Origin of the sequence: Burkholderia anthina (genome assembly GCF_902498995.1) — a bacterium.
Classification (GTDB): Bacteria; Pseudomonadota; Gammaproteobacteria; order Burkholderiales; family Burkholderiaceae; genus Burkholderia; species Burkholderia anthina.
Genome location: NZ_CABVLY010000016.1, coordinates 142,616 through 166,810 on the forward strand (window position 1 = coordinate 142,616; position 24,195 = coordinate 166,810).

20 protein-coding genes, 1 other RNA gene and 1 pseudogene are annotated in these 24,195 nt (G+C 67.3%); 13 read left to right on the forward strand and 9 right to left on the reverse strand.

Features of this window, described 5'->3' with window-relative positions; translation table 11 throughout:
- The first annotated feature begins 69 nt into the window (after positions 1-69).
- The 8 genes from dusB (at position 70) to BME24068_RS20800 (ending at position 7,880) form a co-directional block, all read left to right on the forward strand.
- On the forward strand, positions 70-1,137 hold the full coding sequence (dusB, locus tag BME24068_RS20765; RefSeq protein ID WP_096506381.1) for a tRNA dihydrouridine synthase DusB: 1,068 nt from the start codon (positions 70-72) through the stop codon (positions 1,135-1,137).
- Positions 1,134-1,367 (forward strand): Fis family transcriptional regulator, encoded by a 234-nt coding sequence (locus tag BME24068_RS20770; protein WP_006476892.1) that lies wholly within the window; start codon positions 1,134-1,136, stop codon positions 1,365-1,367. Before dusB ends, BME24068_RS20770 begins: the two co-directional genes overlap by 4 nt.
- Before the next feature lie 44 nt (positions 1,368-1,411).
- Positions 1,412-2,977 (forward strand): bifunctional phosphoribosylaminoimidazolecarboxamide formyltransferase/IMP cyclohydrolase, encoded by a 1,566-nt coding sequence (gene purH, locus BME24068_RS20775; protein WP_174927215.1) that lies wholly within the window; start codon positions 1,412-1,414, stop codon positions 2,975-2,977.
- 151 nt (positions 2,978-3,128) lie between these two features.
- Positions 3,129-3,671 carry a crossover junction endodeoxyribonuclease RuvC gene (gene ruvC, locus BME24068_RS20780; protein ID WP_096506379.1) on the forward strand — a complete coding sequence of 181 codons (543 nt, stop codon included), beginning with the start codon at positions 3,129-3,131 and terminating at the stop codon, positions 3,669-3,671.
- Between the two features lie 197 nt (positions 3,672-3,868).
- Entirely contained in the window at positions 3,869-4,450 is a 582-nt protein-coding gene (gene ruvA / locus BME24068_RS20785; protein ID WP_014898064.1) for a Holliday junction branch migration protein RuvA, read from the forward strand.
- A 120-nt stretch (positions 4,451-4,570) separates the two neighbouring features.
- Positions 4,571-5,638 (forward strand): Holliday junction branch migration DNA helicase RuvB, encoded by a 1,068-nt coding sequence (gene ruvB / locus BME24068_RS20790; RefSeq protein WP_174927216.1) that lies wholly within the window; start codon positions 4,571-4,573, stop codon positions 5,636-5,638.
- A gap of 22 nt (positions 5,639-5,660) precedes the next feature.
- Positions 5,661-6,611 carry an oxygenase MpaB family protein gene (locus BME24068_RS20795; protein ID WP_096506377.1) on the forward strand — a complete coding sequence of 317 codons (951 nt, stop codon included), beginning with the start codon at positions 5,661-5,663 and terminating at the stop codon, positions 6,609-6,611.
- A gap of 129 nt (positions 6,612-6,740) precedes the next feature.
- Positions 6,741-7,880 carry a ParB/Srx family N-terminal domain-containing protein gene (locus tag BME24068_RS20800; protein WP_420887517.1) on the forward strand — a complete coding sequence of 380 codons (1,140 nt, stop codon included), beginning with the start codon at positions 6,741-6,743 and terminating at the stop codon, positions 7,878-7,880.
- A 51-nt stretch (positions 7,881-7,931) separates the two neighbouring features.
- Here the strand turns inward: BME24068_RS20800 and BME24068_RS20805 are convergent, their stop codons facing one another.
- The 3 genes from BME24068_RS20805 to tyrS are packed head-to-tail and all read right to left on the reverse strand — an operon-like array spanning position 7,932 to position 10,314.
- Positions 7,932-8,594: a histidine phosphatase family protein gene (locus BME24068_RS20805; RefSeq protein ID WP_174927218.1), complete on the reverse strand. Its 663-nt coding sequence runs from the start codon at positions 8,592-8,594 to the stop codon at positions 7,932-7,934.
- Between the two features lie 23 nt (positions 8,595-8,617).
- Complete coding sequence (gene dtd, locus BME24068_RS20810; protein ID WP_096506374.1) at positions 8,618-9,076, reverse strand: D-aminoacyl-tRNA deacylase; 459 nt, start codon at positions 9,074-9,076, stop codon at positions 8,618-8,620.
- Positions 9,073-10,314 (reverse strand): tyrosine--tRNA ligase, encoded by a 1,242-nt coding sequence (tyrS, locus tag BME24068_RS20815; protein ID WP_096506372.1) that lies wholly within the window; start codon positions 10,312-10,314, stop codon positions 9,073-9,075. The genes dtd and tyrS overlap by 4 nt, the downstream gene beginning before the upstream one ends.
- A gap of 142 nt (positions 10,315-10,456) precedes the next feature.
- Here tyrS and BME24068_RS20820 point away from each other — a divergent pair, with 142 nt between their 5' ends.
- Positions 10,457-11,605, forward strand: coding sequence for an anhydro-N-acetylmuramic acid kinase (locus BME24068_RS20820; protein ID WP_096506370.1), 1,149 nt, complete (start codon positions 10,457-10,459; stop codon positions 11,603-11,605).
- Between the two features lie 95 nt (positions 11,606-11,700).
- Here the strand turns inward: BME24068_RS20820 and erpA are convergent, their stop codons facing one another.
- The 3 genes from erpA to rplM all read right to left on the reverse strand — a co-directional run bounded on the left by erpA (position 11,701) and on the right by rplM (position 13,111).
- Positions 11,701-12,072, reverse strand: a complete 372-nt coding sequence (gene erpA, locus BME24068_RS20825) for an iron-sulfur cluster insertion protein ErpA (protein WP_096506368.1) — start codon at positions 12,070-12,072, stop codon at positions 11,701-11,703.
- Between the two features lie 206 nt (positions 12,073-12,278).
- Positions 12,279-12,671: a 30S ribosomal protein S9 gene (gene rpsI, locus BME24068_RS20830; protein ID WP_011883283.1), complete on the reverse strand. Its 393-nt coding sequence runs from the start codon at positions 12,669-12,671 to the stop codon at positions 12,279-12,281.
- Between the two features lie 11 nt (positions 12,672-12,682).
- Positions 12,683-13,111, reverse strand: coding sequence for a 50S ribosomal protein L13 (rplM, locus tag BME24068_RS20835; protein ID WP_009687896.1), 429 nt, complete (start codon positions 13,109-13,111; stop codon positions 12,683-12,685).
- Between the two features lie 312 nt (positions 13,112-13,423).
- On the opposite strand from rplM, the gene BME24068_RS35085 reads away from it, so the two are divergent.
- Both BME24068_RS35085 and BME24068_RS20845 read left to right on the forward strand, forming a co-directional pair.
- The gene (locus tag BME24068_RS35085) at positions 13,424-13,738 is read left to right on the forward strand and encodes a DUF1090 family protein (protein ID WP_096506366.1); all 315 of its coding nucleotides are present in this window, start codon (positions 13,424-13,426) and stop codon (positions 13,736-13,738) included.
- A gap of 433 nt (positions 13,739-14,171) precedes the next feature.
- Entirely contained in the window at positions 14,172-14,636 is a 465-nt protein-coding gene (locus BME24068_RS20845; protein ID WP_096506364.1) for an OsmC family protein, read from the forward strand.
- Between the two features lie 70 nt (positions 14,637-14,706).
- Here BME24068_RS20845 and rnpB read toward each other — a convergent pair.
- The 3 genes and pseudogenes from rnpB to pyrC all read right to left on the reverse strand — a co-directional run bounded on the left by rnpB (position 14,707) and on the right by pyrC (position 17,071).
- Positions 14,707-15,118, reverse strand: an RNA gene (rnpB, locus tag BME24068_RS20850) — RNase P RNA component class A.
- A 12-nt stretch (positions 15,119-15,130) separates the two neighbouring features.
- Positions 15,131-16,010, reverse strand: a pseudogene (locus tag BME24068_RS20855) (DUF3025 domain-containing protein).
- Positions 16,007-17,071 carry a dihydroorotase gene (pyrC, locus tag BME24068_RS20860; protein ID WP_096506362.1) on the reverse strand — a complete coding sequence of 355 codons (1,065 nt, stop codon included), beginning with the start codon at positions 17,069-17,071 and terminating at the stop codon, positions 16,007-16,009. Before pyrC ends, BME24068_RS20855 begins: the two are co-directional and overlap by 4 nt.
- Before the next feature lie 206 nt (positions 17,072-17,277).
- Here pyrC and BME24068_RS20865 point away from each other — a divergent pair, with 206 nt between their 5' ends.
- Together BME24068_RS20865 and BME24068_RS20870 are read left to right on the forward strand one after the other, a co-directional pair.
- A complete protein-coding gene (locus tag BME24068_RS20865) occupies positions 17,278-18,192 on the forward strand; it encodes a class II glutamine amidotransferase (protein WP_174927219.1) in 915 nt (304 codons plus the stop codon).
- A gap of 635 nt (positions 18,193-18,827) precedes the next feature.
- Positions 18,828-24,092: an autotransporter outer membrane beta-barrel domain-containing protein gene (locus BME24068_RS20870; RefSeq protein ID WP_174927220.1), complete on the forward strand. Its 5,265-nt coding sequence runs from the start codon at positions 18,828-18,830 to the stop codon at positions 24,090-24,092.
- Positions 24,093-24,195 lie beyond the last annotated feature (103 nt).

A 24,195-nucleotide genomic window follows, 5' to 3' on the forward strand; every position in this document is an offset into this window, starting at 1 on the left:
TAAAATGCGCGTTTTCCCTCCGCCCTTTTTGGCCCGCGACGCCCCGCGCTCGCGGGCGGTGCCATTGCGATGCCCGTTATCGGCTCTCACGTTTTGCGTAACAACCTGTTCGTCGCCCCGATGGCCGGCGTGACGGATCGTCCGTTCCGCCAGCTGTGCAAGCGGCTGGGGGCCGGGTACGCCGTGTCCGAGATGGTCGCGTCCAACGCGCAGCTGTGGAAGAGCGCGAAGACGATGCGGCGGGCAAACCACGAAGGCGAAGTCGAGCCGATCGCGGTGCAGATCGCGGGCGCCGATCCGGCGATGATGGCCGAAGCGGCCCGCTACAACGTCGACAACGGCGCGCAGATCATCGACATCAACATGGGCTGCCCGGCGAAGAAGGTCTGCAACGTCGCGGCCGGCTCCGCGCTGCTGCAGAACGAGCCGCTCGTGCAGCGGATCGTCGAGGCCGTCGTCGCGGCGGTCGGCACCGGGCCCGACGCGGTGCCCGTCACGCTGAAGATCCGCACCGGCTGGGATCGCGACCACAAGAACGCGATCACCGTCGCGCGCCTGGCCGAAGCCGCCGGCATCTCGATGCTGACCGTGCATGGCCGCACGCGCGCCGACCTCTACCGCGGCGACGCCGAGTACGACACGATCGCGGCCGTGAAGGCGGCCGTGCGCATTCCCGTCGTCGCGAACGGCGACATCACGTCGCCGGCAAAAGCGAAGGCCGTGCTCGATGCAACCGGCGCCGATGCGCTGATGATCGGTCGCGCCGCGCAAGGCCGGCCGTGGCTGTTCCGCGAAATCGATCATTTCCTGCAAAGCGGCGAGCTGCTGCCCCCGCCGCGGATCGACGAGATCCAGCACGTGATGAACGAACACCTGGAAGACCACTACGCGTTCTACGGCGAATTCACGGGCGTCCGTACTGCGCGCAAGCACATCGGCTGGTACACTCGCGGCCTTTCCGGTGCCAATGGCTTCCGGCACCGAATGAACACGCTCGATTCCACCCGCGAGCAGCTCGCCGCCGTCAATGCATTCTTCGAGGCGCAAAAGGCGCTGTCGGACCACCTCGTCTACGTCGATGACGAAGAGGAAAACGGCCAGGGCGAGTCGGACGACCATAACCAGTTAGCAGCATGAGCAAGCACAACATCGAACAATGTGTCCGCGAGAGCCTGGACGTGTATTTCCGGGATCTAGACGGCTCCAATCCGCACGACGTCTATGAAATGGTGATGTCCTGCGTCGAAAAGCCGATGCTCGAAGTCGTGCTCGTACAGGCCGGCGGCAACCAGTCGCTCGCCGCAGAGTACCTCGGCATCAATCGCAATACGCTGCGCAAGAAGCTGCAGCAGCACGGCCTGCTGTAGGCAGCCGTCCCGTCCCCGTTTCCCTGGCTATTGGTGGTTCCATCATGATCAAGCAAGCGCTCATTTCCGTTTCCGACAAGACCGGCATCGTCGACTTCGCGAAGTCGCTGTCCGACCTCGGCGTCAAGTTGCTGTCGACCGGCGGCACCGCGAAACTCCTCGCCGACGCCGGTCTGCCCGTGACCGAAGTGGCTGACTACACGGGCTTCCCGGAAATGCTCGATGGGCGCGTGAAGACGCTGCACCCGAAGGTGCACGGCGGCATCCTCGCCCGCCGCGATCTGCCCGAGCACATGCAGGCGCTGGAACAGCACGGCATCCCGACGATCGACCTGCTCGTCGTGAACCTGTATCCGTTCGTCGCGACGATCGCGAAGGATGACTGCACGCTCGCCGACGCCATCGAGAACATCGACATCGGCGGCCCGACGATGCTGCGCTCGGCGGCGAAGAACCACCGCGACGTGACGGTCGTCGTCGACCCGGCCGACTACGCAGTCGTGCTCGACGAAATGAAGGCGAACGGCAATGCGATCGGCTACGCGACCAACTTCCGTCTCGCGACGAAGGTGTTCGCGCACACCGCACAATACGACGGCGCGATCACGAACTACCTGACGAGCCTGACCGACGAACTGCAGCACGCATCGCGCAGCGCCTACCCGGCCACGCTGAACATGGCGTTCGACAAGGTGCAGGACCTGCGCTACGGCGAGAACCCGCACCAGAGCGCCGCGTTCTACCGCGACCTCGCGGCGCCGGCCGGCGCGCTGGCGAACTACCGCCAGCTGCAGGGCAAGGAACTGTCGTACAACAACATCGCCGATTCGGACGCGGCGTGGGAATGCGTGAAGACGTTCGACGCGCCCGCCTGCGTGATCATCAAGCACGCGAACCCGTGCGGCGTCGCGGTCGGCAACGACTCGGCCGATGCGTACGCGAAGGCATTCCAGACCGACCCGACGTCGGCGTTCGGCGGCATCATCGCGTTCAACCGCGAAGTCGACGAAGCGGCTGCGCAAGCCGTCGCGAAGCAGTTCGTCGAAGTGCTGATCGCCCCGTCGTTCTCGGACGCAGCGAAGCAGGTGTTCGCCGCGAAGCAGAACGTGCGCCTGCTCGAAATCGCGCTCGGCGACGGCCATAACGCATTCGACCTGAAGCGCGTCGGCGGCGGTCTGCTCGTGCAATCGCTCGATTCGCGCAACGTGCAGCCGAGCGAGCTGCGCGTCGTCACGAAGCGCCAGCCGAGCACGAAGGAAATGGACGACCTGCTGTTCGCATGGCGCGTCGCGAAGTACGTGAAGTCGAACGCGATCGTGTTCTGCGGCAACGGCATGACGCTCGGCGTCGGCGCAGGCCAGATGAGCCGCGTCGATTCCGCACGCATCGCGAGCATCAAGGCGCAGAACGCGGGCCTCACGCTGGCGGGCTCGGCCGTCGCATCGGATGCGTTCTTCCCGTTCCGCGACGGTCTCGACGTCGTCGTGGCGGCAGGCGCGACCTGCGTGATCCACCCGGGCGGTTCGATGCGCGACGACGAAGTGATCGCCGCGGCCGACGAACACGGCATCGCGATGGTCCTGACGGGCGTGCGCCACTTCCGTCACTGATCGCACGCGGCCCGCGCAGCCTCGGCACGACAACCCGGCGGCATCGCGCCCGCCGGGTTTTTTATTGCGCGGCGCCTGCGCACATGGCCATGCGGCCGGTGCGTCGCACCATTCGTTGTAGTATCGCTGCATCAGGTTTTTGTCCTCACTCATGCGAATTCTCGGCATCGACCCCGGCCTGCGCGTCACCGGCTTCGGCGTCATCGACGTCAGCGGCCACCGGCTCGCCTATGTCGCCAGCGGCGTGATCCGCACACCCACGGCCGACCTGGCCACCCGGCTCGGCACGATCTTCCAGGGCGTCTCGACGCTCGTACGCGAACACGCGCCCGACCAGGCCGCGATCGAACAGGTGTTCGTCAACGTGAACCCGCAGTCGACGCTGCTGCTCGGCCAGGCGCGCGGCGCCGCGATCTGCGGGCTCGTCGCCGGCGGCCTGCCGGTTGCCGAATACACGGCGCTGCAGTTGAAGCAGGCCGTCGTCGGCTACGGCCGCGCGACCAAGTCGCAGATGCAGGAAATGGTCACGCGGCTGCTCAACCTGTCCGGCCAGCCCGGCAGCGACGCGGCCGACGCGCTCGGCATGGCGATCTGCCACGCGCACAGCGGCAACACGCTCGGCACGATCAGCGGCCTCGCGCCGGCGCTCGCGAAGAAAGGGCTGCGCGTGCGGCGCGGGCGCCTCGTCGGCTGACGCCGTAACACGCGGCAATCGCCCGGTGCGACATACGGCGCTTCGCATCGCACCGGCACCCCGTGCTGCTCGCCCTGCCCGCTGTCGGCTTGCATCCCGCACATCCGTCACCCGGCACGGCGGCCTGACGGCCAATCCATCGGCATCGCGCCGCACCTGCGCTACACTCGCGCTTTCTTCCTCGCTTCCCGCCATCCATGATCGGTCGCATCGCCGGCATCCTGCTCGAAAAGAATCCGCCTCACCTGCTCGTCGACTGCAACGGCGTCGGCTACGAAATCGACGTGCCGATGAGCACCTTCTACAACCTGCCGCAAACGGGCGAACGCGTCGTGCTGCTCACGCAGCAGATCGTGCGCGAGGACGCCCACCTGCTGTACGGCTTCCTGACGCCGCAGGAGCGCACGACCTTCCGCGAACTGCTGAAGATCACCGGCATCGGCGCGCGCATGGCGCTTGCCGTGCTGTCCGGCATGAGCGTGCAAGAGCTCGCGCAGGCCGTGACGATGCAGGACGCCGCGCGCCTCACACGCCTGCCCGGCATCGGCAAGAAGACCGCCGAACGCCTGCTGCTCGAGCTGAAGGGCAAGCTCGGCGCCGACCTCGGTGCGCTCGCCGGCGCCGCGTCGCCGTCCGATCATGCGACCGACATCCTCAATGCGCTGCTCGCGCTCGGCTACTCCGAAAAGGAAGGCCTCGCCGCGATCAAGAACGTGCCGGCCGGCACCGGCGTGTCCGAAGGCATCAAGCTCGCGCTCAAGGCACTGTCGAAGGTGTAACGGCGGCCCGGGCAGGCGCCCGAACGGGCTGTCGGAGCCAGTGTCGCGCCGCCGTGCGGCGCGCGCCAGTCGGCCGTTCGGCCAGTTCGGCCGGGTGACGGTGCGCGGTACAATGGCCGCATGATTGAAACCGACAAACTCGCCACCGAGCGGATCATCGCCGCCACGCCCGCCTCGTCGCACGAGGAGGTGTTCGAACGCGCGCTGCGGCCGCGCCAGCTCGACGACTACGTCGGCCAGGAAAAGGTGCGCGGCCAGCTCGAGATCTTCATCGAAGCCGCGAAGCGCCGTTCCGAGCCGCTCGATCACGTGCTGCTGTTCGGGCCGCCGGGTCTCGGCAAGACCACGCTCGCGCACATCATCGCGCGCGAGATGGGCGTGAACCTGCGCCAGACGTCGGGCCCCGTGCTCGAGCGCGCGGGCGACCTCGCCGCGCTGCTGACCAACCTCGAAGCGAACGACGTGCTGTTCATCGACGAAATCCACCGGCTGTCGCCGGTCGTCGAGGAAATCCTGTATCCGGCGCTCGAGGATTACCAGATCGACATCATGATCGGCGAAGGGCCGGCCGCGCGCAGCGTGAAGCTCGACCTGCAACCGTTCACGCTCGTCGGCGCGACCACGCGCGCGGGGATGCTGACCAACCCGCTGCGCGACCGTTTCGGGATCGTCGCGCGCCTCGAGTTCTACGATGCCGAGCAACTGTCGCGCATCGTGCGGCGCTCGGCGTCGCTGCTGAACGCGCAGATCGATCCGAACGGCGCGCTGGAGATTGCCAAGCGCTCGCGCGGCACGCCGCGGATCGCGAACCGGCTGCTGCGGCGCGTGCGCGACTATGCGGAAGTGAAGGCCGACGGCCAGATCACGGCCGCCGTCGCCGACGCCGCGCTCGCGATGCTCGACGTCGATCCGGTCGGCTTCGACCTGATGGACCGCAAGCTGCTCGAAGCGATCCTGCACAAGTTCGACGGCGGCCCGGTCGGCATCGACAACCTCGCCGCGGCAATCGGCGAAGAGCGCGACACGATCGAAGACGTGCTCGAACCGTACCTGATCCAGCAGGGGTTCCTGCAGCGCACGCCGCGCGGGCGCGTCGCAACGCTGCTCACCTACCGCCACTTCGGGCTTTCCGCACCCGACGCCGGCAACCCCGAACGCGGGACGTGGGACACGCCCGCCGGCAAGTAGCCGGCCGCCCGACCGCTCAGCCATGACCACGCCGCCCAGCCCTCACCCCGCCGCGCCCGCTCCGGGCCCGCGCTGGGTCGAACCGATCCGCAAGCGGGTCGCGGCCGGCATCACGCACTTGACCACCGGCAGCGGCCCGTCGCTCGATTATTCGTCGCCGCCGGGCGACCCGGGGCTGTTCGGCCCCGATGCCGTCTGCTGGCGCGTGCATGCGGATTTCGCATCGATGATGACGGGCGGCGTCTCCGCGCTGCTGCTGCAGGCACTCCACCCGCTCGCGCTCGCGGGCGTCTGGGATCACTCGTCGTTTCGCACCGACATCCTCGGCAGGCTGCGTCGCACCGCGACGTTCATATCCGGCACCACGTTCGGCAGCCGCGCGGACGCGCTCGCGCTGATCGAGCGCGTGAAGGCGATTCACCTGCGCGTGTCCGGCACGGCGCCCGACGGCCGCGTGTACCGGGCCGACGATCCGGCGCTGCTCACGTGGGTTCATGTCGCCGAGGTGTCGAGCTTCCTGTCCGCGCACCTGCGCTATGTGAATCCGGCGCTGCCGGGCGAACTTCAGGATCGCTACTACGCGGAAACCGCGCAGATCGCCGAGCGGCTCGGCGCGCTGGCCGTGCCGCGCTCGCGCGCGGAAGTCGCCGCCTACCTCGAGCGCATGCAGCCCGAACTCGAAGCCGGCCCGCGCACCTTCGAAGTCATGCGCATCCTGCTGAACGCCCCCGTCGCGAAGCCGGCGCTGCGGCCCGCCGCAACGCTGGTGATGCACGCCGGCATCGACCTGTTGCCGCCGTGGGCGCAACAGATGCTCGGCCTGTCGGCGCTCGCGCCGCTGCGGCGCGTGCTGGTGCGGCCCGGCGTACGGGCCGTCGCGCCGGTGCTGCGCTGGGCGCTCGTCAACGGCGTCTCGAAACGGGCGCGGCGCCGCGCGAGCGCCACACCGCCCGACAGCAACCCGCCCGGCTGACGATCCCTCCGATCATTTCAATTTGCTGTCAAATACTTGTGACAAGCTGACGGGCTCACACCCGCGCACGGTCGCACGTCCAGTACGTCAATCGTCCGCGCGGCGTTTCGTCAACCCGACCGATTCCCGATGCCCGCGATGTCACGTCTGCCGATCCGTTTTGCCCTGGCCGCCAGCCTGTCCACCCTTCTCGCGCTCGCCGCATGCGGAGGCGACGACGTCGCCGCCGTCGCGCACACGGACACCCAAACCCCGTCCGACGGCACTGCCACGACGCCCACGACACCCACGCCGCCCGCCACCGTCACGCCGCAACCGGGCAAATGGAAAACCGCCCGTGCCGGCGACCTGGTCGACGTGACGCTCGGCGATCTGCGCCCGACGCAAGGCGCGATCGGCTACGACCAGATCTACTACAAGCTCGGCCGCTACGAACTGCAGCCGGACAAGAAATTCGACGACTTCTGCGCGGACGAAGGCCTCGGCGGCGTCGCATCGAGCGGCTACACGGCACAGTCGACGCTGCGCGACACGGCGAGCTACACGTGCACGACGACCGACGCGAACGCGCGCGACCGCTCGGTGCTGAACCCGGTCGTGATCGGCCCGAACGGCGATACGCTGTACCTGACCGACGGCCATCACGGCCTGTCGACCTACTACGAGACGCCCGATGGCGGTGCGGCGCTGCATGTGCACGTCGTCGTGAAGGACAACCTGAGCGACTACTCGGGCGATGCGTTCTGGCAGCAGATGCAAAGCCGCGGCTACGTGCGCCTGAAAGACGGCGAAGGCAAACCGATCACGACCGCGCAACTGCCGAGCGGCCTCGGCCTGAAGCTCGGGATGACGAACGACCGCTACCGTTCGCTCGTCTATTTCACGCGCGACATCGGCTACAGCAAGCCCGCGCAATCCACCGACTATCTCGAGTTCTACTGGGCCGACTGGCTGCGCGCGCAGCCGGGCACGTTCTCGCTCGCAAGCTACGACGTGACACGCGCAGGCACGACCGATCCCGATCCGGCCAAGGCCGACACCGGCTACCTGAACGCGGTCTGGAATGCGTCGACGCTCATGGTCGCGGCAACGGACCCGGTGATCGACGGCAAGACGGGCGCCGACCTCGGGCGCGCCGATGCGATCAACGGCGGGAAGAAATACAGCAAGGGGGAGTTCGACAAGCTGCGCCAGCCGATCACGGCCGACAAGCCCGGCAAGATCGCGTACGCGTTCGACTACAAGGCGCGCCACGCGCTGCCGCAGTAAGCACTGCGAGGAAGCGGCCCCGGCCGGCCGCGCCGGACGGGGCCGGCGCGATCAGAGTACCTTGCGATACCCGTCGTCGTCGCTCTCGGCATCGAGATGCGACACGTCGGCCCACTGTACGACCTGCGCGTGGCCATCGACGTAATCGACGACGTTGATGCTCGTGTTCAGCAGTGGATAGCTGCGCGGCGCCGACAGGTCGAGACCGTTCGCAAAGCGGTACACGCAATCGAGCACGCCGCCGTGCGCGACGCACGCGATCCGGCCGCCCGGATGCGCGGCGACGATCGGTTCGAGCGCATGCAACACGCGGTGATAGAACTCGCGCTGCGACTCGCCGCCGTCGGGTGCGAAGCCCGGGTCGCGAGTCTGCCATGCGGCATAGGCATCCGGAAAGCGTGTCTCGATCTCGGTGCTGTCATGCCCCTGGAACACGCCATACGCGCGTTCGCGCAGCCCTTCGCGCAACAGCAGCGGCAACCCGAGCGCATCGGCGAAGGGTTGCGCGGTCTGCTGCGCACGCATCAGGTCGCTCGAATAAACCGCGTCGAGCCGCTGGCCTTCGCGCGCTTCCCGCGCGAGCCGGGCGGCAAGCCGCTGCGCCTGGGCGAGCCCCGAGTCGGCCAGCGGAATGTCGATATGGCCCTGGATGCGCTTGATGCGGTTCCAGGCCGTCTCGCCATGGCGAATGAACAGAATCTGCGTGGTGGCCATCGCGGCACGTCTCCGGGAAAGAATCAGGGCCGCACTTGCAGCCAGAACGTCACGGGGCCGTCGTTGACCAGCGACACCTGCATGTCGGCGCCGAACTCGCCCGTCTCGACGACCGGATGCCGCGCCCGCGCGGCCGCGACGAAATAGTCGAACAGGCGCGCGCCTTCGTCCGGCGGCGCGGCCGGCGTGAAGCTCGGCCGCAGCCCGCTGTTGGTATCGGCCGCAAGCGTGAACTGCGACACGAGCAGCAGCCCGCCCGCATGGCCCGCGCCGTCGATGTTCGATACCGGCAGGTTCATCTTGCCGGCCGCGTCGCTGAACACGCGGTAGCCCAGCAGCTTCGCGAGCAGCTTGTCGGCCGCGGCCTCGGTGTCGCCGCGCTCCGCGCAGACGAGCGCGAGCAGCCCCGCGCCGATCTCGCCCGTCGTGCGGTCGCCGACGCGCACGTCGGCGCGTTTCACGCGCTGGATCAGCGCGATCATGCGGTCAGCGTGACGCGTGCGAAGCGGCGCTTGCCGACCTGGACGACGAACTCGCCGGCCTCGACCTTCAGGCCCTTGTCGGACACGGTGGCACCGTCGATCTTCACACCGCCCTGCTCGATGTTGCGCAGCGCTTCGCTGGTCGACGGCACGAGGCCCGCCTGCTTCAGCAACTGGCCGATCGCGAGCGGCGCGCCCGCGAGCGTGACCGACGGGATATCGTCCGGCACGCCGCCCTTCGCGCGGTGGTTGAAGTCCTCCAGCGCACGCTCGGCGTCGGCCTGCGAATGGAAACGCGCGACGATTTCCTGCGCGAGCAGCACCTTGAAGTCGCGCGGGTTGCGGCCGCCCTCGATGTCGCGCTTGAAGCCGGCGATCTCGTCCAGGCTGCGGAACGACAGCAGCTCGAAGTAACGCCACATCAGCGTGTCCGAGATGCTCATCAGCTTGCCGAACATGTCGGTCGGCTTCTCGCTGATGCCGACGTAGTTGCCCTTCGACTTCGACATCTTCTCGACGCCGTCGAGGCCTTCGAGCAGCGGCATCGTCAGGATGCACTGCTGTTCCTGGCCGTACTGCTTCTGCAGTTCGCGGCCGACGAGCAGGTTGAACTTCTGGTCGGTGCCGCCGAGTTCGAGATCGGCGTTCAGCGCGACCGAGTCGTAGCCCTGCATCAGCGGGTACAGGAATTCGTGGATCGAGATCGGCACGCCGCCCTGGAAGCGCTTCGTGAAGTCCTCGCGCTCGAGGATCCGCGCAACGGTGTAGCGCGACGCGAGCTTGATCATTCCGTCCGCGCCGAGCGGCATCGACCATTCGCTGTTGTAGCGGATCTCGGTCTTGTCACGGTCGAGCACGAGCGCGGCCTGTTCGAAGTAGGTCTTCGCGTTCGATTCGATCTGTTCGCGCGTGAGCGGCGGGCGCGTCGCGTTGCGGCCGGACGGATCGCCGATCAGCGACGTGAAATCGCCGATCAGGAAGATCACCGTGTGGCCGAGGTCCTGCAGCTGACGCATCTTGTTCAGCACGACCGTATGGCCGATGTGGATGTCGGGTGCGGTCGGATCGAGGCCGAGCTTGATACGAAGCGGCGTGCCGGTGGCCGCGCTGCGCGCGAGCTTCTGCGCGAACTCTTCCTCGATCAGCAGCTCGTCGACGCCGCGCTTCGTGACGGCGAGCGCATGCCGGACTTCGTCGGTGATCGGGAAAACAGGCTTGGAACTGGGTTCGGTGCTCATCGGTGCCAGGAAGAATGTCGCAAAAACAGGGATTTTCCCATAACTTGCGCGTGCATCGCTTAACGACGCGTCAGGTTGCGCGGATAATCGGGCGCAAGGCGCCCGGCATCGGCCCGCGCCGCACGATCCAGGAGAACCCAACGTGCCGCAACGACATCCGCAACCCGCCCATCCTGCCGACGGCATCTACTTCGGGCTGATGTCGGGAACCAGCATGGACGGCGTCGACGGCGTCGCCGTGCGTTTCGAGGCCGGCCGCGCGCCGGTCGTGCTCGCGGAAGCGTTCGTCGGCTTCGCGCAATCGCTGCGCGACGCGCTGTTCGCGCTGCAGCAGCCCGGCGACAACGAGATCGACCGCGAATCGGTCGCGGCGAACGCGCTCGTCGCACGCTACGCGGTGTGCTGCCACGAACTGCAGCGCACGGCCGGGCTGTCGCGCGACGGGGTCCGCGCGATCGGCGTGCACGGCCAGACGGTGCGGCACCGGCCGGAGCGCGGCTACACGCGCCAGCTCAACAATCCGGCACTGCTCGCCGAACTCACCCATATCGACGTGATCGCCGATTTCCGCAGCCGAGACGTGGCCGCCGGCGGCCATGGCGCACCGCTCGCGCCCGCGTTCCACGCGACGGTGTTCGGCGCGCCGGGCGAGACGCGGGTCGTCTGCAACCTGGGCGGCATCAGCAACATCACGATCCTGCCCGGCGAAGGCGGCGACGTGCGCGGCTTCGACTGCGGGCCCGCCAATGCGCTGATCGATGCGTGGGCAACCCGTCACCTCGGCAAGGCGTACGACGACGGCGGCAAGTTCGCCGCGCGCGGCACCGTGCACGCGCCGCTGCTCGACGCGCTGCTCGACGAACCGTATTTCAGCGCACCGCCGCCGAAGAGCACCGGCCGCGACCTGTTCAATCCCGCGTGGCTGGACGCGAAGCTCGCCGGTTTTGCGCAGGTTGCGCCGGAGGATGTGCAGGCGACGCTGACGGCGCTCACCGCCGTCTCGGTCGCTCGCGAAATCGCACAGCACGCAGCGGGTTGCAAGGCCGTGTTCGTGTGCGGCGGCGGCGCCCGCAATCCGGTGCTGCTCGCGGCGCTCAGGGATGCACTGCAGAAAGCCGGCGTACCGGCGACCGTCGACACGACGGCCGCGCTCGGCGTGCCGCCGCAACAGGTCGAGGCGCTCGCGTTCGCGTGGCTCGGCTACCGCTTCACCGCGCGCCAGCCCGGCAATCTCGCAAGCGTGACCGGTGCCGCCGGCGAGCGTGTGCTCGGCGCACTGTATCCGCGCTGACGCGCCCCGCGCGGTCACGCCGCGCATGGGCGAAAAAAACGGGGCATCAAGCCCCGTTTTTCATTCCGCTGAACCGGACAGGATCCGTCGTGCGCTCAGACCGAGAACGACGAGCCGCACCCGCAGGTGGTCGTGGCGTTCGGGTTCTTGATCACGAACTGCGCGCCGTTGATGTCGTCCTTGTAGTCGATCTCGGCGCCGACCAGGTACTGGTAGCTCATCGAGTCGATCAGGAGCTGGACGCCGTTCTTGTTCATCACGGTGTCGTCCTCGTTGACTTCCTCGTCGAACGTGAAGCCATACTGGAAACCCGAGCAGCCGCCGCCCTGCACGAACACGCGCAGCTTCAGGTCGGGGTTGCCCTCTTCGTCGATCAGTTGCTTGACCTTGTCGGCCGCGGCGTCGGTGAAGACGAACGGCAGCGGCATATCGGTGGTCGTTGCTGCGGATTCGGTAACAGCGTTCATGCGAACTCTCCAAAAAGCTTTAGCCGCTATTGTAGGGCCGATCAGAAGATCGTGCTGATGTCCATGAAATCAATAGGTTCTTGTTGATTTCAATGCGCGGTGCCGCCCGTGGCGCGCCGCCGCGCGGACATAAAAAAACCGCCAGCGCGAAAGCTGGCGGTTTTTCGGCGAACGCCGCCCGAAAGCGGCGCGGCCAGGAAGCGAAATTAACGCTTCGAGAACTGCTTTGCGCGACGTGCCTTGCGCAGACCAACCTTCTTACGCTCGACTTCACGTGCATCGCGCGTGACGAAGCCTGCGTTCGACAGCGACGGCTTCAGCGTTGCATCGTAGTCGATCAGCGCGCGGGTGATGCCGTGACGCACTGCGCCTGCCTGACCCGTTTCGCCGCCGCCGTTGACGTTGACCTTGATGTCGAACGTCTGGCCGTGGTTCGTGAGTTCCAGCGGTTGACGCACGATCATCAGCGACGTTTCGCGCGAGAAGTAGTCAGCGATGGGCTTGCCGTTGACGATGATGTCGCCCTTGCCAGCCTTGATGAAGACACGTGCGACTGCGCTCTTGCGGCGGCCCGTACCGTAGTTCCAGTTACCGATCATGTGGGCTCCCCTTAGATCTCGAGCGCCTTCGGCTGTTGAGCCGAGTGCGGATGCGTCGCTTCTGCGTAGACCTTCAGCTTCTTGATCATCGCGTAGCCGAGCGGGCCCTTCGGCAGCATGCCCTTGACCGCTTTCTCGAGCGCGCGGCCCGGGAAGCGTTCTTGCATCTTGCCGAACGTCGTTTCATAGATACCGCCCGGGTAGCCCGAGTGACGGTAGTACTTCTTGTCCAGAGTCTTGTTGCCCGTGACCTTCAACTTGCTTGCGTTGATGATGATGATGAAATCACCAGTGTCGACGTGCGGGGTGAACTCAGGCTTGTGCTTGCCGCGCAGACGGCGTGCCACTTCGCTGGCAACACGGCCGAGAACCTTATCCGTCGCGTCAATCACGTACCATTCGCGCGTCACCTCATGGGCTTTTGCGGAAAACGTCTTCATGATCGATCCAAAAAAAATGCTTTGCCCGATGTGTTCTTCCTGCTTGTCTGTGTGCGCTTCGAGGCGCGGTGCAGGCTCTCCCTGTTCTTTTTCCGTGGGCATGAATGCGGAAAAGCCCTGAATTATAAAGGAAATACCGCAGCGCGGTCAAAGAGAATCCACGCCCCGTGCCGGCCGTGCGCGAAATGGGCCAGAATTCGATCGTGCCCCGACAAGCCAGGCGAACCGAGCGCCCGGCGGCGGCACCCATCGACGCGTGGCGCCGAACCTCGCCGCGCGAGACCAGTCGACTCAGGAAAACAACAAACAAACATGACGAAACAACGACTTACGCCCTTTCTCGCAGCCGCGTTGCTGGCCGCCGCGGCGCCCGCCGTCGCCGCCCGCACCGGTTGCGAGGCCAAGCTCGACGCACTCGATGCGCGCATCGCCGATGCCCGCGGCGCCCATGCCGAAGATCGCATCGCCCGCCTGCGCGCAGTCCGCGAACGCGTGCGCCATTTCTGCGCGCGCGGCCACGGCCATGCGTCCGCCGCACACGTTCCCGCGCCGGCCGCCCGTCCCGGATCCGCATCGCCCGACGCAGCGTCGCAGCCCGCCGCACGACAACCCGCGCAACCCGCGTAATCGGTTCGAAGCGTGGTTTCGATGCGCGCAAACTGGGCACCAGTGTTTGCATGGGACGAAAAAAAGCCCGAACGGCTGGTTCGGGCTTAATCCACCTTTGGAGGAGGGTGGAGGAGACATGCGGAAGTTGCCGCAGCGCGACAACCAATGAGGCTCATTATACGAACGCGCGGCCGACTTCACAAGAAAATTTGCATTACGAAATCGAGCACCATAATGTGGAATTTCGGAAAAACGTCGAACCGAATCATTTTCTTCTTTGAAATCAACTATCTGAGCAACCCACGCCTGATCGGGAATCGGTCCCATCTAGAGCAAAACCCCTAAAGATTGCGGGGAAATCGCCGTTCGGCACCCCGCCGCGCGCCGCATCCACCGGCGCGGCGTTTCGCGTCGTGCAGCGCATCAGCCGACCGTTGCGCAGCGGGCTACAATGCCGGATCGAATCCGAATCAGGCAACGCTGGAGTGCAAGCATGGAATGCAAAGTAAGCTGGATGGGTCAGGATGGCATGGCGTTCGCGGCCCAGACCGGAAGCGGCCACCTCGTCGCGATGGACGGCGCGCCGGAAGGCGGCGGCCATAACCTCGCGCCGCGCCCGATGGAAATGGTGCTGGTCGGCACCGGCGGCTGCACCGCGTACGACGTCGTGCTGATCCTGAAGAAAAGCCGTCAGGAAGTGACCGGCTGCTCGGTCACGCTGAAGGCCGAGCGCGCGAGCGAAGATCCGAAGGTGTTCACGAAGGTGCACTTCCACTTCACCGTCACGGGCCGCAACCTGAACCCGGCCACGGTCGAGCGCGCGATCAACCTGTCGCACGACAAATACTGCTCCGCGTCGATCATGATCGCGAAGACGGCCGAACTCACGCATTCGTTCGACATCGTCGCGGGCTGAACGCCCGGCGCGCGAACCTGAAAAAAAGGGCCGGCACTCCCCGTGGAGCGCCGGCCCTTTCGTATTCGAGCGGCAAAGCAGGCCGATAAGCCGGATTCTGTGCACGCTGCGCACCGAAGCGCACAACGCGTGGCAGCCATTCCTCTAGGCGCGCCATTGCTGACGCGCTCAAGCTTCCTACCCGCAGACGAGACGGGGGCCCCGTCCTGCATCCGAAAATGCGCGCCTGCCTACTTGGAATTGCTCCGGGTGGAGGTTACCGTGCCGGCGAACGTCGCCGTCGCCGCGGTGCGCTCTTACCGCACCGTTTCACCCTTACCTGATCCCGGCTTGCGCCGGGCCATCGGCGGTTTGCTTTCTGTTGCCCTGTTCCGCGTGTCGCCACGGATGGCCGTTAGCCATCACCCTGCCCTGTGGAGTCCGGACTTTCCTCGCCCCCGCCTGCCCGAAGGCGGCGAGGCCGCGACTGCCTGGCCTGCTTTGCGGTGCGCATTCTAGCACTGCGCGCCGCTGCCGGCGGCGCGCGAACGGCGGCCGCCGCGAAAAACGTCCGGATCGTCGTAGAACGCGGGCGCGGCATTCGCGTCGCACCAGCCCGGCACGCCGAGCACCGGAAGCGGTGAAAAATCGCGGCTCGTCAGGTTGCGGGTCGCCAGTTCGCCGGCGAGCCGCCCATCGACATGCGCGGCGCGCGCGGCGCCGAACCACGAAAAATAGTCCGCGCTCACTTCGATGATCCACGTGTGCGCGGTACAGGATTTGTAAGGCGCGACGAGTTGTTCGAGCAGCGCATGGCCGACGAGCCGCGTCTCGCAGCGCGTGCCCCACGCATCGCGTGCCGCGATCAGCAAGCGCTGCCAGTCGAACCTGCGCAACGCGTCGGCGCGCGCCGGGTCGGCCGTCACGAACACGGCGCCGTTCTCGTCGAACAGCGTGAGTGCATCGCGCAGCGTGCCGCGCACGGGGCCGACACCCGCCCGCGGCGTCGATCGCCGCGGCCTGACGCGCGTTCAGCGCGGCCTTGGTGCGCGGATAGGCGAACCAGACGAGCGCATTGAAGAAGTCGTGAAGATTGTGACGGGTGGGCACACCGCCGGTGTCGGCGATATGGGTTTCGTATGCGATGCCGGACGGCAGTTCGCCTTGCGGCACGAAGCGCAGCGGCCTGCCGCGGCCGCTCGCTTGATCACCGTCGCGCAGCGCGCCGTTCAGCGCATCGAGCAGCGCGGCCTCGCCCTCGAGCGCGGCCGCACGGAGCGTGCGGCCGGGCTCCGCGTAATGCGCGAGCCACGGCGCGGACCAGTCGATCCGCGCAAAATCCGCCGCCGCGACGCCGGCCGTCAGGCCGGCCCCGCGCGGCGGCGCGCCGCTCACGCAAACTTCCAGCCGATCGTTTCGCCGGCGCGCAGCGGCACGACCGGCGTGTCGCCCGCGAACACCTCGCGCGGCAGTTCCCAGCTCTCGCGGCGCAGCGTGATCGTCTCGGTGCTGTGCGGCAGCCCGTAGAAATCGGCGCCGAAGCGGCTCGCGAAATTTTCCAGCTTGTCGAGCGCGCCGGCCTGGTCGAACGCTTCCGCATACAGCTCAAGGGCGTGCAGCGCCGTGTAGCAGCCTGCGCAGCCGCACGCGGTTTCCTTCGCGTCGCGCGCATGCGGCGCGCTGTCGGTGCCGAGGAAGAAGCGCGGGTTGCCCGACGTCGCGGCTTCGACGAGCGCGACGCGATGCGTCTCGCGCTTGAGCACCGGCAGGCAGTAGTAATGCGGACGAATCCCGCCGACGAACAGCGCATTGCGGCTGTACAGCATGTGCTGCGGCGTGATCGTCGCGCCGAGCAGGCCCGGCGCCGCATCGGCGTCGCGCACGTAGTCGGCCGCGTCCTTCGTCGTGATGTGTTCGAACACCACCTTCAGGCCGGGGAAATCGCGGCGCAGCGGCGTCATCACGCGGTCGATGAACACCTTCTCGCGATCGAACATGTCGATCGCCGGATCGGTCACCTCGCCGTGCACGAGCAGCGGCATGCCGGTTTCCTGCATGACTTCGAGCGTCTTCGCGCACTTGGCGAGATCGCTGACGCCGTGGTCCGAGTTCGTCGTCGCACCGGCCGGATACAGCTTCACGCCGTGCACGAAGCCGCTGTCGCGCGCGCGGCGGATTTCGTCGGGCGCCGTGTTGTCGGTCAGGTACAGCGTCATCAGCGGCTCGAACGCCATGCCCGCCGGCAGCGCGGCCAGGATCCGCTCGCGATACGCATGCGCGTGCCCGGTGGTCGTGACGGGCGGCTTCAGGTTCGGCATGACGATCGCACGCGCGAACTGGCGGGCGGTGTGCGGCAGCACCGCGGCCAGCATGTCGCCGTCGCGCAGGTGCAGGTGCAGGTCGTCGGGGCGGGCGAGCGTGAGCGTCGCCGGGGAGGAAGCGTTCGAGGCAGTCATAGGAGAGGCGTCGTGAGGAACGGGCTGGCCATCTGCGGGGCCGGAACGCGCGTGCGCGGACCGACTGACGGCAAACCGCAACACGAGGCCTTCGGCCGGCGGAATCCGCTTTTTACCGCTCGAGGCTCGGTGATATGCTAGAACACGCATTGTACCGGGGTTCACCCGGTTCGTTACCCCGCTTCAGCCTCCCGCCCCCAAGTAAAATGTGCCAACTGCTAGGAATGAACTGCGCCGCACCGACGGACGTCACATTCTCCTTCACAGGTTTCGCAGCCCGGGGCGGGCTCACCGACCACCATGCCGACGGCTGGGGAATCGCGTTCTTCGAGGACAAGGCCTGCCGCCTGTTCATCGACCAGCAGGCCTCGGCCACGTCGCCGATCGCCGAAATGGTGAAGCGCTACCCGATCAAGTCCAAGAACACGATCGCGCACATCCGCAAGGCCACGCAGGGCCACATCCTGCTCGAGAACAGCCACCCGTTCATGCGCGAGCTGTGGGGGCGGCACTGGATCTTCGCGCATAACGGCGATCTGCAGGACTACGAACCCGACCTCGACGGCAGCGTCTACCACCCGGTCGGCACGACCGACAGCGAAAAGGCGTTCTGCGTGCTGATGCAGGGGCTGCGCGAAGCATTCCCGGGCGCGCAGCCGCCGTTGCCGGAGCTGTTCGAGCGCGTGGGCGAACTGACGCGCGGCATCACCGATCACGGCGTGTTCAACTTCCTGATGTCGAATGGCCAGGCGCTCTTCGCGCACTGCTCGACGCGGCTGCACTACCTCGTGCGCCGCTGGCCGTTCTCGACCGCGCACCTGGTCGACGAAGACCTGTCGATCGACTTCGCGAAATACACGACGCCCGAGGATCGCGTCGCGGTGATCGCCACGCAGCCGCTGACCGACAACGAGGTCTGGACGTCGTTCGAGCCGGGCGAGCTGATCATGTTCCAGTGCGGCGACGTCGCCGCGCGGATGCAGATTCCGGTGCCCGAGCGCGTGCTCGAGAAGCTTCGCAATCCGGCGCTCGACGCGTCGGCGTCCGCGCCGTGCACGGCACGTCGCGAAGCGCTCGCGGCCAGTGCCGCGGACGACACCGACGACTCGATCGACTTTTGAGCGGGCGCGCTCGCGCCCTTCCCCGCTTCCTTTCCCGCCGCCGCGCAGCGCGATAGTCGCGTACGCGGCTTTCCGCGCATCGCATCGGACAACACGCGCCGCCACGGAAAATCGCGCCGCCCGGCCCCGTCCTTTTCGGCTTTCGTGTCATCCAAACCACAATCCGGCCCGCCGAATCGGCTTTGCACAACATTCGCTTGATTTAATTAATTTTCAAGCGAAAATAATCCATATGCGAAACAAATTTAACACACTAATTTCAGACATATAATCCGGAAGCCCGACTCTAACCCAGAAATCTTTCACGATCGGTGCGTCAGACCACCGATCCGGACATCGGCAAACAATCTTTAAAAAATACCTCAAACCCTTATCCATCAAGGCTTTCAGTTCGATTAACCACACAATTAAAAAATACACGGTTAAATCGGCATTATCGCCACATTCCTTATTTTTTTGATAATCACCCGCCATTTCGATTAGTAGACTCCGTCCATCCTCGGCGTAACGGATCACGACTGGCGCGAAATCGGCAATGGCCGCCGCACGCCCGTCCGGGCCATTTTTCGACCGCGGAATGCGCTTTCACCGCAGCGCGGTGAATATCACTTCAAAAAAAGAAAGTGGGGTATGTCGTGAATCACTCATTTCGATCGATATGGAGCGAAACCGCCGGCTGCTGGATCGCGGTTGGGGAAACCGCACGGGCGCGCGGCAAGCGTTCGGGCAGCACATCCGGCGCAGGTCGCGGCGCCGGCCGCGCGGCGCTCCGCCGCTCGCCGCTGCGCGTGGCCGCGCTCGGGGCCGCGCTGGCCGCGCTGTCGGCCGGCTCCGCGTACGCGTCGACCTGCGGCGACAATTCGGCGGTCGCAAGCGGCGGCAGTTGCGCACTCGGCAGCTTCAGCCCGACCGCGAACAGCAACCTGGCCGGCGCCACGACCGTGTCGGGCGGCGATACCGTCGGCGTGAGCGGCGCCTGGACAGGCGCCGGCGGCGACCCGGGCTATACGCTCGCGCCGATCGGCAGCACGTCGATCGTGTCGGGCAACCCGAACCAGGCGCTGCTGTCGCTCGGCGGCAAGACGCAGAGCGTCAGTACGCCCGACTCGATCACGGGCACCCATACGTCGGTCGCGACCTACGATTCGTCCGCGTTCTCCGCGTCGACGGCCGGCTCCACCACCGTGCCCGTCTACCACGACGTGAACGGCAACCAGTACGTGAACACGCGCATCGGCACCGTCGAAAGCTCCGGCGGCACGCTGAACGTATCGATCGGCAATCCGGCGAACGCGCCCGACGCACCCGGCAACGCGATCTCGATCGCGCCGAAGCAGACGGACCTGACCTTCGCGGACGGCACCGGCTCGGCGCCCAGCGTCGTGAACTGGAACTCGCGCAACCAGATCTGGATGGGCACCGGCGACTATCTCGCGAGCGGCGGCCCCGTCGGCAACCTGCAGCTCGACGTGCCGGCCTATGCGGGCACCTTCACCGCGTTCGACGGCAGCACGTGGACCGTCACCGACGCCGCCTCGCTCGCCGCGTACAACGACTTCCTCGTACGCTCGGTCCAGAGCGGCGCGCTCGGTTCGCAGACCGCCTACGACACCGCGTTCGGCCAGGCCGTCACGTACTCGCAGGAAACCTTCCAGTACGCGAACGACGTATCGGCCGGCGACAAGAACGCGCTGCCGATCGATCACCTGTCGGTGATGCACGGCACCGGCGCGAACGCGACGCTGCACATCGACAAGGACGGCCAGATCGACTTTCGCGGCACCAACACGATCGCATCCAGCTCGGCCGTCCTCGCGGAAAACGGCGCGCACTTCATCAACGACGGCCGCCTGTCGGGCGACTTCACGCTGGTGCGCCTGCTGAGCGGCGCGAGCGGCGTCAACAACGGCGTGATTTCGTCCGGATACGCATCGGGCGACAACGTCGACACCGGCAGCAGCACGCCGCCCGGCAACTTCGACTTCCACGCGTACACGGAAGGCAGCGGCGTGTACGCGAGCGGCGCGGGCACCACGTTCGTGAACAACGGCGTGATGAACGTCGGCGCGTGGACGCTCGACGGCGACCAGCCGGACCTGCAGAACTACGCGGTGGCCGTGACGAGCGGCGCGAGCGCATCGAACGCGGGCACGATCAACGTCGGCGTCAACGCGACGACGCTCGACAGCCAGGTGATCGGCGGCTTCGCGGCCGGCGGCAACTTCACGAACGAGGCCGGCGGCACGATCTACCTCGGTCGCGCGGCCCAGTACGATCCCGCCGCCGCCGCGAGCGACGTCGCGCTGTCCGCGCACGGATACGGCGTCCTGCTCGGCGCATCGGGCACCGCGAGCAACCTCGGCACGATCGTCATCGGCTCGCAGACGCAAAACGGCGCGGGGATGGCGAGCATCGGCTCGTCGTCGGGCACGCTGCTCAACGCGGGCTCGATCGCCGTGAACGGCGCGGCAGCCGGCACGCCGCTCGCGAACGTCGGCATGCTCGCGGCGAACACCGCGGCGACCGTGACGAACACCGGCACGATCACGCTGAACGGCGTCAACGGCATCGGCATCATGGTGGTCGGCACCGGCTCGGTCGCGACGGCGGCGACGTCGACCGGCACGATCGACGTCGCCGGCGCGCTCGATCCGGCATCGGACATGCGCAACTACGGCGTGTGGGCCGAAGGGCCGCTCGCCAAGGCCACGCTCGACGGCACACTCAACCTGACGGGGAACGGCGCGATCGGCGTCCACGCACGCTCGGGCGCGACGATCGACGTCGGCGCGAACGCGGTACCCCATTTCATGTCGGGCACGAACCAGATCGGCTTCTACGCGTATGGCGCGGGCTCGAACATCAACGTCGCCGCGCAGCGCCTGAGCGTCGATACCGACGACTCGACGCTGTTCCGGATCGCGGGCGGCGCCGCCTATACGGGCTCGTCGGCAGCCGGCACGCTGACGACGGACGTGAACGGCCAGCGCGCACGCGGCGTACTGGCGACGGGTGCCGGCACCACGCTCGCGACCGGCGACGCCGTCTACAACGTCAACGGCGCGAACGGCATCGCGGTGACGCTCGAAGGCGGCGCGCAGGGCACGATCGACGCAGGCGCGACGATCAACCTGAATGCGGGCGGCGCGATCGCGGGCGTCGTCGACGGCCAGGCGCACGACCTCACCGGCGCAAGCGTCGATGCGCCGGTGGCGACGACGCTGACCAACGACGCGGCGGTCACGTCGTCGACGGCCGGCGTGACGGGCTTCGTCGCGCAGAATCTCGGCACGCTCGACAACCGCAACACGGTGCTGTTGACCGGCGCCGGCTCGACGGGCGTCGTGGTCGGCACGCTCGGCACGGTGAACAACGGATCGTCGATTCGCGTATCGAACGGCACCGGCGCGCTCGTGCAGGGTGCGTCGGCAACGCTGACCAACGCGGGCACGATCGAAGCGGACGACGGCGTCGCGGGCGTGCACCTGACCGGCGCGGGCGCATCGGTCGCGCTGTCGGGCGCGGGCACCGTCGTCGCGAACGGCAGCGCCGACGGCGTGCTGATCGACGCGAGCGTGTCGGACGGCGGAATCGCGGCCGGCGCGACGTCGATCGCGGTGGGCGGCTCCGGCAAGGGTATCGACAACCTCGGCACCCATACGACGATCGCGTTGTCGGGCACGCAAATCGGCACGACCGGCAACGGCGCCGACGGGCTGTCGTCGACCGGCGCGGGCGCGCGCATCGCGACCGATGCGGCGACCGTCATCCGCACCGCCGGCGACGCCGCGCGCGGCGTCTTCGTGTCGGGTGCGGATTCGACGCTCGCGGCCAACGGCACGACCGTCGCGACGACGGGCGCCGGCGCGAACGCGATCGTCGCCGACAGCGGCGCGACCGCGCTGCTGTCGGGCACGAAGCTCTCCACGACGGGCGCGGCAGCCGACGGCCTCGTCGCGCAGAACGGCGGCCGCATCGGCGATACGGGTTCGTCGATCGCGAGCACGGCCGGCAACGGCGCGACCGTCGACGGCGGCGGCGTGCTCGCGCTGACCGGCACGACGCTCAAGGGCGCGACGGCCGGCGTGCTGAGCACCGATACGTCCGCCACCGGCGCGACGAGCTCGGTGCTCGTCGACGGCGGCAGCGTGGCCTCGGTCGCCGGGCCGGCGTTCGCCGCACGCGGCGGCACGGTCGACATCGCGGTGCGCAACGGCACGGTCGTGACGGCAGGCAACGGCACGCTGCTCGATCTCGCGAACGGCAGCAACGCGACCTTCAACGCGTCGGCCGTGAACCTGACCGGCGACATCGTGTCCGACGCGTCGAGCACCGGCAACGTGTTCCTGACGAACGGCACGACGCTCACCGGCAAGATCGATCCGGTGGCGCTGAGCATCGACACCACCAGCACATGGCACATGACCGACAGCTCGGTGCTGAGCAGCCTGAACAACGCGGGCCTGGTCGCATTCGCCGCGCCGTCGGGCGCGCCGACGGTGGCGGGCAGCTACCGGACGCTGACGACCGGCAGCTACGTCGGCAACGGCGGCACGATCGCGCTGAACACCTACCTCGGCGCCGACAACTCGCCGACCGACCAACTGATCGTGAAAGGCGGCGCCGCGAGCGGCACGACGGGCCTGAAGATCGCGAACACGGCCGGCAGCGGCGCGCAGACGCAGGGCGACGGGATTCCGGTGGTCGTCACGGCCAACGGCGGCACGACGACTGCATCGGCGTTCCATCTCGCGGGCCCGGTGCAGGCCGGCGCGTACGAATACCGTCTCTATCGCGGCGGACAAAGCGACGCCAACGGCTGGTACCTGCGCTCGCAACTCGATCCGACCGACCCGACCGACCCGACCGATCCCGGCGACCCGGTCGATCCGACCGGCACCGGCAACGGCAACGGTAACGACGGCAATCTCGCCTATCGTCCGGGTGTCGCGGGCTATGCGATGACGCCGCTGCTGAACGTCGACTACGGCTTCTCGACGCTCGGCAGACTGCACGAACGCGTCGGCGACATCTACAACCTCGAGAAGCAGGCGCCAGGCAACCGCGACGGCGTATGGGGCCGCATCGGCGGACAAAGCCTCGATGCGAACGCGGGCCGCTTCGCGGCGGACGAACGCACGTTCTTCGCGCAGTTCGGCAAGGACTGGACGCTCGACCAGGCAAGCGCCGGCGGCAGCACGCACGCGGGCGTGACGGCGAGCATCGGCATCGCGAACGCGAGCTTCAGCGACCTGGCGCGCGCCGATACGCAGGACCTGTCGACATCGACGGGCTCGGTCGAAATGCACGCGCAGAGTATCGGCGGCTACTGGACGCGCTATCTGTCCGACGGCACATACTTCGACAGCGTCGGCCAGGTCACGCACTACGGCAACCGCTACCGCGACAGCTACGGCAACGAGGCGTCGCAGAACGGTTTCGGCGTCGCGCTGTCGCAGGAAGTCGGCAAGCCGTTCGGGATCGGCGGCACGCCGATCGCCGTCGAGCCGCAGGCGCAGCTGATGTACCAGTACCTGAAGCTCAACGGGTTCAACGACAACGTGTCGGCCGTGTCGGGCACGACGACCAACGCGCTGCGCGGGCGCGTCGGCGTGCGCATCTTCCGGCCGAACCTCGACGCGAATGCGGGCGGCGGCGCCGCGACGCCGTACTTCACGGCCGACGTGCTGCACGACTTCCTGTCGCCGGGCCAGACCGTCGTCGGCGGCACGCCGTTCGCGACGCACCTGGGCCGCACGTGGTACGAACTCGGCATCGGCGTGACCGCAAGCTTCGGCAAGTCGGGCGAGCTATACGCGAACGCGAAATACGCGCGCAACATCGGCGGCGACTACCGGCGCGGGATCACCGGCCAGGTCGGTTATCGCTACAGCTGGTAACGCGTGACGCGCGAGCCCGTCCGCCGCAGTCCGCGGACGGCGGGCAGCCGACGAAAAAAAACCGCCTGGTGGCTGGCCAGGCGGTTTTTTCATGGGCGCGCAC